Here is a 9,842-nt window from a genome sequence, read left to right on the forward strand (position 1 = left end):
TCCTCACCTGGTCTGGTCTCCGGGTTCGCCATCAGCCATCAGCCCCGATCAGCCTCAGCCGTGCAGTCCGCACTCGGTCTTGGCGCGCCCGGCCCAGCGTCCGGCCCGGGCGTCCTCGCCCGCCCGCACCCGCCGGGTGCAGGGGGCGCATCCGATGGAGGGGTAACCGTCCATCAGCAGCGGGTTGGTGAGCACGCCGTGCTCGCTGACGTAGGCCTCCACGTCGTCCTGCGTCCAGCGGGCGATCGGGGAGACCTTCACCTTGCCCCGCTTGGCGTCCCAGCCGACGACCGGGGTGTTCGCCCGGGTCGGGGACTCGTCGCGGCGCAGGCCCGTGGCCCAGGCGTCGTACGCCTTCAGCCCCTCCTCCAGCGGCCTGACCTTGCGCAGCGCGCAGCACAGGTCCGGGTCGCGGTCGTGCAGCCGCGGCCCGTACTGGGCGTCCTGCTCGGCGACGGTCTGCCGCGGGGTGAGCGTGATCACGTTGACGTCCATCACCGCCGCCACCGCGTCCCGGGTGCCGATGGTCTCCGGGAAGTGGTAGCCGGTGTCGAGGAAGACCACGTCGACGCCGGGCATCACGCGCGAGGCGAGGTGCGCGACGACCGCGTCCTCCATGGAGGAGGTCACGCAGAAGCGCGGTCCGAAGGTCTCGGCGGCCCAGCGCAGGATGTCGAGCGCCGGGGCGTCCTCCAGTTCACGGCCGGCCCGTTCGGCGAGCCGCCGCAGCTCGTCGGCGGTCGGCCGCCGGAGGTGTCGGTCGTCCGCGATGGTCATCGTGAGGTTTCCCCTTCACCGGAGTCGGACCGCCGCGGCCCGCGGGCCAGCAGTCCGAGGAACGAGAGCTTGAAGGCGCGGTTGCAGGAGGCGCACTCCCAGGCGCCGGGTCCGCTGTCGGACGGCCGCAGGTCCTCGTCACCGCAGTACGGGCAGTAGAACGGCGCGGCCCGCTCGCTCACTTCAGGGCCTCCTCGTCGGCGCGCGCCGCCCACTGCGCGAAGCGCTCGCCCTCGCGGCGCTCGGCGCGGAAGCGGGTCAGGAGGCGCTCGACGTAGTCGGGCAGTTCCGCGGCGGTGACCTTCAGCCCGCGGACCTTGCGGCCGAAGGCGGGGTCCAGGCCCAGGGAGCCGCCCAGGTGCACCTGGTAGCCCTCGACCTGGTTGCCGTCGGCGTCGGTGACGAGCTGGCCCTTGAGGCCGATGTCCGCGGTCTGGATGCGGGCGCAGGAGTTGGGGCAGCCGTTGATGTTGATGGTGACGGGCTCGTCGAAGTCCGGGAGGCGGCGCTCCAGTTCGTCGATGAGGGAGGAGCCGCGGCCCTTGGTCTCGACGATGGCCAGCTTGCAGAACTCGATGCCGGTGCAGGCCATGGTGCCGCGCCGGAAGACGGACGGCCTGGTGGTCAGGTCCATCGCCTCCAGGCCCTCCACCAGGGAGTCCACCCGGTCCTCGGCCACGTCGAGAATGATCATCTTCTGCTCGGGGGTGGTGCGCACCCGGCCCGAGCCGTGGCCCTCGGCCAGATCGGCGATCTTGGTGAGGGTGGCGCCGTCGACGCGTCCGACCCGGGGGGCGAAGCCGACGTAGAAGCGGCCGTCCTTCTGGCGGTGCACGCCGATGTGGTCGCGCCAGCGCTGGGCGGGGAACTCGGGCGCGGGGCCGTCGGTCAGCCTGCGCTTCAGGTACTCGTCCTCCAGCACCCGGCGGAACTTCTCCGCGCCCCAGTCGGCGACGAGGAACTTCAGCCGGGCGCGGTTGCGCAGCCTGCGGTAGCCGTAGTCGCGGAAGATCGACACGACGCCCTCGTGGACGTCCGCGACCTCCTCCAGCGGCACCCAGGCGCCCAGCCGCACGCCGAACTTGGGGTTGGTGGACAGGCCGCCGCCCACCCACACGTCGAAGCCGGGCCCGTGCTCGGGGTGGCGGACGCCGACGAAGGACACGTCGTTGATCTCGTGGGCGACGTCCAGCAGCGGGGAGCCGGAGACCGCCGTCTTGAACTTGCGCGGCAGGTTCGAGTAGGCCTTGTTGCCGACGATGCGGCGCTGGATCTCCTCGATCGCCGGCGTGCCGTCGATGATCTCGTCGGCGGCGATCCCGGCGACCGGCGAGCCGAGGACGACGCGCGGGGTGTCGCCGCACGCCTCGGTCGTGGACAGGCCCACGCCCTCCAGCCGGCGCCAGATCTCCGGCACGTCCTCGATCCGGATCCAGTGGTACTGGATGTTCTGCCGGTCGGTGATGTCGGCGGTGCCGCGGGCGAACTCCTGGGAGACCTCGCCGATGACGCGCAACTGTTCGGTCGTCAGCCGTCCGCCGTCGATGCGGACGCGGAGCATGAAGTACTCGTCCTCCAGCTCCTCCGGCTCCAGGATCGCCGTCCGGCCGCCGTCGACCCCGGGCCTGCGCTGGGTGTACAGGCCCCACCAGCGCATCCGGCCGCGCAGGTCGGCGCCGTCGATGGACGAGAAGCCGCGCTGGGCGTAGATCGTCTCAATGCGTGTCCGCACATTGAGACCGTCGTCGTCCTTCTTGAACTGCTCGTTGGCGTTGAGCGGGGTGAAGTGCCCGGCGGCCCACTGGCCTTCGCCGCGGTGGCGGCCGGCCTTGCGGCGGGTCGGGGCAGCGCTGGCTGGCTTGGCGGTGTCGGCCATGGCGGTGTTCTGTCCTTCGGCTGGACTCGGCTGCACGGGGGCGGCCCGGATCGCCCGGAGCCGCGCGGACGTGCGCGGTTCCGGGTACGGACGCGAGGCGGGGGGGGGCACCGGCCCGCCGACGGCGGGGGCGGTGGGGGTGCGGCGGTGCTGGGACTGTCAGCCCGCCGGACAGATGGCGCTGGACATGCGGCCGAGGTCGACGTGCCGCCGACTCACCAAGGCAATTCCAGCTCGAGACATGGCAGAAGCCTGGCATGCGCAACTTGCGGCAGTCCACCGTCATCCATTATCCGGACAGAGGTGTCCCGACTGTCGAGACGATGTGGTGTCGGTCACATCAGGCGTACGCCCCCGGCCACGGGCCCGGGCCCGGGACGGCCGGCTCCTGCCCGACCCGGGTGTCGAACACCCGGAAGCCGCGCTTCTCGTAGTTCGCCAGCGCGTACGGGCCGTCCTTGCTGCAGGTGTGCAGCCACACCCGCGCCGTGGGCTCCCGCCCCGGCCAGCGCGTGGCCAGGTCCCACGCCCGCGCGGTGCCGTACGACAGCAGGTGTCCGCCGATGCCCCGGCCGCGGAAGGCGGCGATCAGGCCGAAGTAGGTGATCTCCACGGTGCCCCGCGGCTGGGGGTCCAGCTCGACGTACCCCGCCGGGGTGCCGCGGTCGTACGCCACCCACGTCTCCACGCCGGGCCGCTCCAGGAACTCCCGCCACCGCGCGTACGACCAGCCCAGCCGGTCCGTCCAGCTCACGTCCGCACCCACCGCGGTGTAGAGGAAGCGGCTGAACTCGGGGCTGGGGACCTCCGCCCGGGCTATCCGGATGCCGGAACCGGCGTCCGGAGTGTGAGCGGGGGAGAGGTCCCCGGGGGAGGTCTGCTCAAGGAACCACGTGGTGACGGTGACCATGTCGCTCATGCCGGGCAGTGAAGCACGCCGGTCCCGGCGCCCGTGCCCGAGGGGACGGCGTACGGTGACCGCTTCCCGCCCGGAAGGCCGGCCGCGTGCCCGAACGGAGGTCCGCCCCCGGATCGCGTTGACTTTCCGGCCCGCGGCCTGCTGGACTCCGCCGCGACGGCGCGTACCGGCCGCGTCCAGCCAGCCGCGAACCAGCCGCACCGCACCCAGGAAGGCCCCATGTCCCCGACCAGCGCGTCCCCGCCCAGCAGCCCCCCGTCCGGCGCCCCCGGGCCCGCGGCCCCCGTCGCCGTCCTCGGCGAGTGCGTCGCCGACGCCTTCACCGTCCCGGCGTCCGGCGGACCCGCCGGACCGGCCATCCCCGCGCTCGGCCTGGAGGTCCTGCCGGGCGGCGGCCCCGCCAACACCGCCGTGGCGCTCGCCCGGCTCGGCACCCCCACCCGCTTCCTCGGCCGGCTGTCGACGGACGTCTTCGGCAGGCTCTTCCGGGAGCACCTGACCGCCTCCGGCGTGGACCTCGGCGCGGCGGTCGAGGCGTTTGAGCCCAGCACCCTGGCCGTCGCGGACCTCGACGCCGAGGGCCGCGCCGACTACTCCTTCCACGCCGAGGGCACCGCCGACTGGCAGTGGACGGACGAGGAGCTGGCGACGGCGGCGGCCGGGCCGGCGTCGTGCCTGCACACCGGGTCGCTGGCGCTCGTCCGGCCGCCGGGCGGCGAGGCGGTGGAACGGCTGCTGGAGCGGATGCGGGAGCGGGCCACCGTCTCGGTGGACCCCAACGTCCGTCCGGCGCTGGTGGACCCGGCCGTCTACCGGGAGCGGCTGCCGCGCTGGTGCGCGGTGGCCGACGTCCTCCGGCTCTCCGACGACGACCTCGGCCACCTCCTGCCGGGCGAGGGCCTGGAGGCCGCCGCCGACACCTTCCACGGCCACGGCGTCACCCTGGTCGTGGTCACCCTCGGTCCCGGCGGCGTCTTCGCCTCCCTCGACGGCACGCGGCTGCGGGTGCCCGCCCCGGCCGTGGAGGTGGTGGACACCGTCGGCGCGGGCGACTCGTTCATGGCCGGCTTCCTGCACGCCCTGCACACCGGCGGCGCCCTGGGCGGACGCCTGGACGGCCTGGCCGCCGACCGTCTGGAGGCGGCCCTGGCCACCGGAGCCGCCGTCGCCGCCGCGACCTGCTCGGTGCGGGGCGCCAACCCGCCCTGGGCCCACCAACTGGACGGGCTCCCGGGCCGCTAGACCCCGGGGCGGGCCGCCGGCCCCGGGTCCGGCGGTCCGCCCGCGCCTCACCCGGCCGCGGGGCGGGCCCGCTCCACGATCGCCGCCAGGTCCAGGGTGTGCGGCAGGGCTCCGAAGAGGGCGCCCCCCTCACCGCCCAGCCGGGAGGCGCAGAAGGCGTCGGCGACCTCCGGCGGCGCGTGCCGCACCAGCAGCGCCCCCTGGAGGACCAGGGCCATCCGCTCGGCCAGCCGCCGGGCCCGCGTCTCGATCCCCTCCAGGTCGGCCAGTTCGCCCAGCAGGTCCCGGATCGCGCGGTCCAGCCGGTGGTCCGCCCCCCGGGCCCGGCCGATCTCGGTCAGGAAGGCGCCCAGCGCCGCCGGCTCCCGGCGCAGCGCCCGCAGCGCCTCCAGCGCCTGGACGCTGCCCGCGCCGTCCCGCAGCGCGTGCGACATCGCCCGGTGCAGCAGCCGGGCCGGCGCGGCCCCCTCCGGTCCGTCCGGCAGCCCGTCACCGCCCAGGCACTCCAGCGCCTCGGCCACCACCGGCACACAGCGCTTGGCGACCCAGTACTTGGCCACCGGCACCGCCGTCCGCAGCAGGGCGCGGTCCTGTTCGGTGCCGCCGTCGTGCGCGGCGGCCAGCCGCAGCACCAGCGCGGTGGCCGCCTCCGACTCCACCGCCAGGTCGGCCAGCACGTTGCGCACCGGCGCCAGGCCGGCGGCGGCCGGTGACCCGCCGGACGCCCCGCCGTGCACAGCGTGCCGGACCGCCCGGGCCACCGCCTGCCGCATGACGGCCGCCGCGCCGGTGACGCGGTCCAGCCGGACCGCCTCGGTCAGCGCCGCGAGCACGGCCGGGCCCTGCCCCTCCTCGCCGATCCGCAGCGCCCGCGCGGTGCCGTCGAACTCCACCTCGAACTCCGGCTCGGGCTCCGGCCCGAGCCCCGCCCCGGCCTCCGCCGCGGCCCAGCCGTCCGGCCGCCGCAGACGCAGGGCGTTGGGGGCGCCGTCCGGCAGCACCCGCGGCACCAGGAAGCAGCCGGCCCCGCCGGGGGTCCGCGCCGGCACCACGAACACGTCCGCCATCGGCGCCGAGACCCGCACGCGCCCGGTGAGGACGTACTCCGCCCCTCCCGGTCCGCCGGCCGGCGGCTCGGCGCGCACGGTGTCCGCTCCCGCCGCGCTCGGCACCACCGTTCCGGCCAGCACTCCGGCCTTGGCCGCGGGCGGACGCGCCCCCGGCTCGTAGCCGCGCGAGGTCAGCAGCGGCTCCCAGACGGCCGCGAGCCCCGGGTCCGCCCGCAGCGCCGCGACGGCCGCGTGCGTGGTGGACAGCGGGCGGGTGTGCCCCGCCCCGACCTGGGACCACACCAGCAGGGCCGCGGTCCGCCGGAGCCGGCCGTCCGGCCGCGACCAGGCGTCGGTCAGCCCGGCCGCCACCGCGTGCTCCAGCAGCCGGTGCCAGGCCGGGTGGAGTTCCACCTCGTCGGTCCGGTGCCCGTGGCGGTCGCGGGTCCGCACCGCCGGCGGGTGCGCGTCCGCCAGTTCGCCCCACCGCCGCACCTCCGCCGATCCGGCCAGCCGCCCCAGCGCGGTCAGCTCCGCGCGGATCTCCCCGGCCCGCTCCGGAGCGGCGTACCGGGCGACGCCCTCGGCCAGGGCGCGGTCGCCGGAGAAGAGGTCCCGGCCGGCCGGGGGCGGCGGTCCGTCGGCCACGGTGTGAGTCGCGGATGGCATGCCGGATACGTTAAGGACGTGCAACCAGCCCCGTCATCTCCGAAGCGGTCTTCGAGCACCCTGCGCAGGGCGCGTGCCCTGTACCGCGACGTCCCCAAACGGAAACTCGCGTGGCTGCTGCTGAAGGACACCGTCAACTCCTGCATCGAGTACCGGGTCCTGGGGCTGGCCGCCGAGGCGGCCTTCTTCACCCTGCTGTCGCTCCCGCCGCTGCTGCTGGGTGTGATCGGGCTGCTGGGCTACTTCGACGCCTGGATCGGCACCGACACCATCGCCAGCGTCCGCGCCAACATCCTGGAGGCGTCGGCCGCCGTCCTGTCCGACCGGGGCGTCAGCCAGCTCGCGGAGCCGCTGATCGACGACGTGATCGAGGGCGGGCGGCCCGACGTCATCTCCGTCGGCTTCGCGCTCGCCCTGTGGTCCGGATCGCGCGCGGTGAACGTCTTCATCGACACCATCACCGTGATGTACGGGCTCGACGGCCACCGCGGCATCGTCGCGACCCGGCTGCTGGCCTTCGGGCTGTACCTGATCGCGCTGCCGCTGGGCACGGTCGCCCTGCCGCTGCTGATCGTCGGCCCGGACGCGCTGGTCGGCTGGATCCCGCCGCTGGAACCGCTGGTGCCGCTCTTCTACTGGCCCGTGGTGGTGCTGGTGTCCATCGCCTTCCTCACCACGCTCTACCACGTCTCGGTGCCGGTCCGCTCGCCCTGGGTGGAGGACATCCCCGGCTCGCTGGTCGCCCTCCTGATGTGGATCCTGGGCAGTGCCCTGCTGCGGGTCTACCTCACCCGCACGGTGGAGGGCCCGACGCTGTACGGGTCGCTGGCCGCGCCCGTGGCCGTCCTGCTGTGGATCGGCATCTCGGCCTTCGCCGTCCTGGTCGGCGCGGCCGTCAACGCCGCCATCGACCGCGTGTGGCCCTCGGTCGCCACCGCCGCCGCCCGCCGGGCCACGGAGCGCGCCCGCGAGCGGGCCGCCGCCGAGGTGGTGGCCGCCGCGGCGGCGCGGCGCGCGATGCGGGAGGCCGAGGGGGGCGACGGGGAGGGCGACGAGGACCTGGAGGCGGTCGAGCCGCCCGCGGAGTTCCCCGAGCGCTGGACGAAGTTCCTCCCGCCCACCGACGTGCGCTCCCGGCTGCGCTCCCGCCACCGCGGCTGACCGCCGCCCGGACGCCGCCCGGTCCGGGACCGGAACGGCCCGGGGCGCGACGGCGCGCGCCCCGGCGTCACCGGGTCGGTTCACCCCCTCCCGCGGCCGCCCTGCTTGGCGCTCTTGCCCCTGCCGATGGTCAGGAGCGCCAGGCCGAGGAGCATGGTCAGGGCGCCGATGATCACGTTGTTGACCACGGAGCGCGTGGTGTCCATCTCTCCCGCCACGACCCAGGGGGCGACGATCGTCCAGGCGCCGATCACGATCGGAACCCAGTTCATGCCGTAGGTGCGCTCGTACGCCGTGGCGAAGGCCAGGCCGAGCAGAGCGAGCGTCACACCGCAGATGAGGTTGGTGACGGTCAGCCTGGTGAGTCCGTCGAAGCCCACGATCCACGGTGAGGCCGCCAGATACAGGCCGGCCAGCACGGTCAGGGCTTCCAGTCCGCGGGCGGTCGGGGTCGACGCCGCCCGCGCGTAGCGTGCACGCATCTCCATCAGGTCCGGGTGTTCCTCGATGCGTGACGTGGGTGTGGCCATCTGGAGCCACCTCCTTAGGAGATTTTCACCCTCTACTTCCTCATTTTCACCCAAATGCTCTCTGGCGTCTCCCCGGAGAACCGAACTCCGTACGACCCGGCCCGGCCCGGCGGAACGCGGGGGAGCGCGGCGGGAAAACAGGTGGCGCGCGAGCGGCGCGCTGTCCTAGGGTCGCCGCGGAAGGGACGCGGTCCCCGCCCGGAGCCACTGCCGTCCGGGCCGGTGACCACCTGACGACCAGGGAGAAGGGGAGGTGAGGACGATGGCCGCCGTCACTGTCGCCGTGGGCGCCGCCCGCGACCGGAAGTCCACCCGTTCCCCCTCCGCGGTCTCCGGCTGACCGACTTCTCCGCGCGTCCTCCGCGCGCCGGGACCGCCCTTCCCGAAGGGTCATCCACGGTGAGTCACTCCGACACTCCCCGCATCCCCGACAACTCCGGCACTCCCCGCGATCTCCGCGCCACCGCGCATCCGCTCGCCCCCTACGGCTGGGACGAGCACACCGCCGAGGCCTTCGCCCCCTACGGGCGGCAGGGCCTGGTCCCCGCCCGGGTGGTCCGCGTGGACCGCGGCCGGTGCGACGCGGTCACCGCCGACGGCACCGTGCGGGCCGACACCGCGCCCGTCGCCTCCCCGGACCCGGTGCGCGCCGTCTGCACCGGCGACTGGGCCGCCCTCGACCCCGGCACCGGCGGACTGCCCGCGGTGCGGGCGCTGCTGCCCCGGCGCACCGCCTTCGTGCGCTCCGCCTCCTCAACCCGCTCCGAGGGGCAGGTGCTGGCCGCCAACGTCGACCACGCCGTCATCGCCGTCTCCCTGGCCGTCGAACCCGACCTGGGACGGCTGGAGAGGTTCCTCGCCCTGGCCTGGGAGAGCGGCGCCCAGCCGCTGGTCGTCCTCACCAAGACCGACCTGGCCCCGGACACCGCCCACGCCGTCGCCGACGCCGAGGCCGCGGCACCCGGCGTGACGGTGCTGCCCGTCAGCGCGGTCACCGGGGAGGGGCTGGACGTGCTCGCCGCCGCGCTCGGCGGCGGCACCGCCGTCCTGCTCGGGCAGTCCGGAGCGGGCAAGTCCACCCTGGTCAACGCGCTGGTCGGGCAGGAGGTGCTGGCCGTTCAGGAGACCCGGGCGCGCGACGGCAAGGGACGGCACACCACGACCGCCCGCGAGTTGTTCGCACTGCCCGGCGGCGGGGTCCTCATCGACACCCCGGGGCTGCGCGGCGTCGGCCTGTGGGACGCCGGGGACGGCGTCGGCCGGACGTTCCCCGACATCGAGGAACTGGCGCGCGCCTGCCGCTTCCACGACTGCGCGCACGCCGCCGAGCCGGGCTGTGCCGTCCTCGCCGCCGTCGACGACGGCACCCTGCCCGAACGCCGCCTGGAGAGCTACCGCAAGCTGCTGCGCGAGAACCAGTACCTCGCGGCCCGCACCGACGCCCGGCTGCGCTCGGAGCTGCGGCGCGACTGGAAGCAGAAGCAGGCGCTCGGCCGCCACATGATGGAGCGCAAGCGCGGCCCGCGGCGGTAGGGCCGGCGGGCACGGGGCGGCGGTGGCCGGGGCTGCTACCGTCGCCCCCGTGCTCATCCGGATCAACGGCCCCTTCGGCGGCGGCA

At 75.0% G+C, this 9,842-nt stretch carries 10 protein-coding genes; 3 read left to right on the forward strand and 7 right to left on the reverse strand.

What is annotated here, in order from left to right; translation table 11 throughout:
* Positions 1-54: 54 nt before the first annotated feature.
* The 5 genes from VE546_RS12405 to VE546_RS12425 form a co-directional block, all read right to left on the reverse strand.
* Positions 55-777: a phosphoadenylyl-sulfate reductase gene (locus VE546_RS12405; RefSeq protein ID WP_324921599.1), complete on the reverse strand. Its 723-nt coding sequence runs from the start codon at positions 775-777 to the stop codon at positions 55-57.
* Positions 774-959 carry a hypothetical protein gene (locus VE546_RS12410; protein ID WP_324921601.1) on the reverse strand — a complete coding sequence of 62 codons (186 nt, stop codon included), beginning with the start codon at positions 957-959 and terminating at the stop codon, positions 774-776. Before VE546_RS12410 ends, VE546_RS12405 begins: the two co-directional genes overlap by 4 nt.
* Complete coding sequence (locus tag VE546_RS12415) at positions 956-2,653, reverse strand: nitrite/sulfite reductase (protein WP_324921603.1); 1,698 nt, start codon at positions 2,651-2,653, stop codon at positions 956-958. Before VE546_RS12415 ends, VE546_RS12410 begins: the two co-directional genes overlap by 4 nt.
* A 159-nt stretch (positions 2,654-2,812) precedes the next feature.
* On the reverse strand, positions 2,813-2,896 hold the full coding sequence (locus VE546_RS12420; RefSeq protein WP_309471194.1) for a putative leader peptide: 84 nt from the start codon (positions 2,894-2,896) through the stop codon (positions 2,813-2,815).
* A 97-nt stretch (positions 2,897-2,993) separates the two neighbouring features.
* On the reverse strand, positions 2,994-3,572 hold the full coding sequence (locus VE546_RS12425) for a GNAT family N-acetyltransferase (RefSeq protein WP_324921605.1): 579 nt from the start codon (positions 3,570-3,572) through the stop codon (positions 2,994-2,996).
* A gap of 219 nt (positions 3,573-3,791) precedes the next feature.
* Here VE546_RS12425 and VE546_RS12430 point away from each other — a divergent pair, with 219 nt between their 5' ends.
* Positions 3,792-4,814 carry a carbohydrate kinase gene (locus VE546_RS12430; protein WP_324921607.1) on the forward strand — a complete coding sequence of 341 codons (1,023 nt, stop codon included), beginning with the start codon at positions 3,792-3,794 and terminating at the stop codon, positions 4,812-4,814.
* A 47-nt stretch (positions 4,815-4,861) separates the two neighbouring features.
* Here VE546_RS12430 and VE546_RS12435 read toward each other — a convergent pair whose 3' ends face one another.
* Positions 4,862-6,532, reverse strand: coding sequence for an acyl-CoA dehydrogenase family protein (locus VE546_RS12435; RefSeq protein ID WP_324921608.1), 1,671 nt, complete (start codon positions 6,530-6,532; stop codon positions 4,862-4,864).
* Between the two features lie 18 nt (positions 6,533-6,550).
* Here VE546_RS12435 and VE546_RS12440 point away from each other — a divergent pair, with 18 nt between their 5' ends.
* Positions 6,551-7,693, forward strand: coding sequence for a YihY/virulence factor BrkB family protein (locus tag VE546_RS12440; RefSeq protein ID WP_324921610.1), 1,143 nt, complete (start codon positions 6,551-6,553; stop codon positions 7,691-7,693).
* An 80-nt stretch (positions 7,694-7,773) separates the two neighbouring features.
* On the opposite strand, the gene VE546_RS12445 is transcribed toward VE546_RS12440, so the two are convergent.
* A complete protein-coding gene (locus tag VE546_RS12445) occupies positions 7,774-8,223 on the reverse strand; it encodes an SPW repeat protein (protein WP_324921612.1) in 450 nt (149 codons plus the stop codon).
* A gap of 423 nt (positions 8,224-8,646) precedes the next feature.
* Between VE546_RS12445 and rsgA the strand changes: the two genes are divergently transcribed.
* Positions 8,647-9,756 (forward strand): ribosome small subunit-dependent GTPase A, encoded by a 1,110-nt coding sequence (gene rsgA, locus VE546_RS12450; protein ID WP_324921617.1) that lies wholly within the window; start codon positions 8,647-8,649, stop codon positions 9,754-9,756.
* The last annotated feature ends 86 nt before the right edge of the window (positions 9,757-9,842 follow it).

Source organism: Streptomyces sp. (assembly GCF_035644915.1).
Classification (GTDB): Bacteria; Actinomycetota; Actinomycetes; order Streptomycetales; family Streptomycetaceae; genus Streptomyces.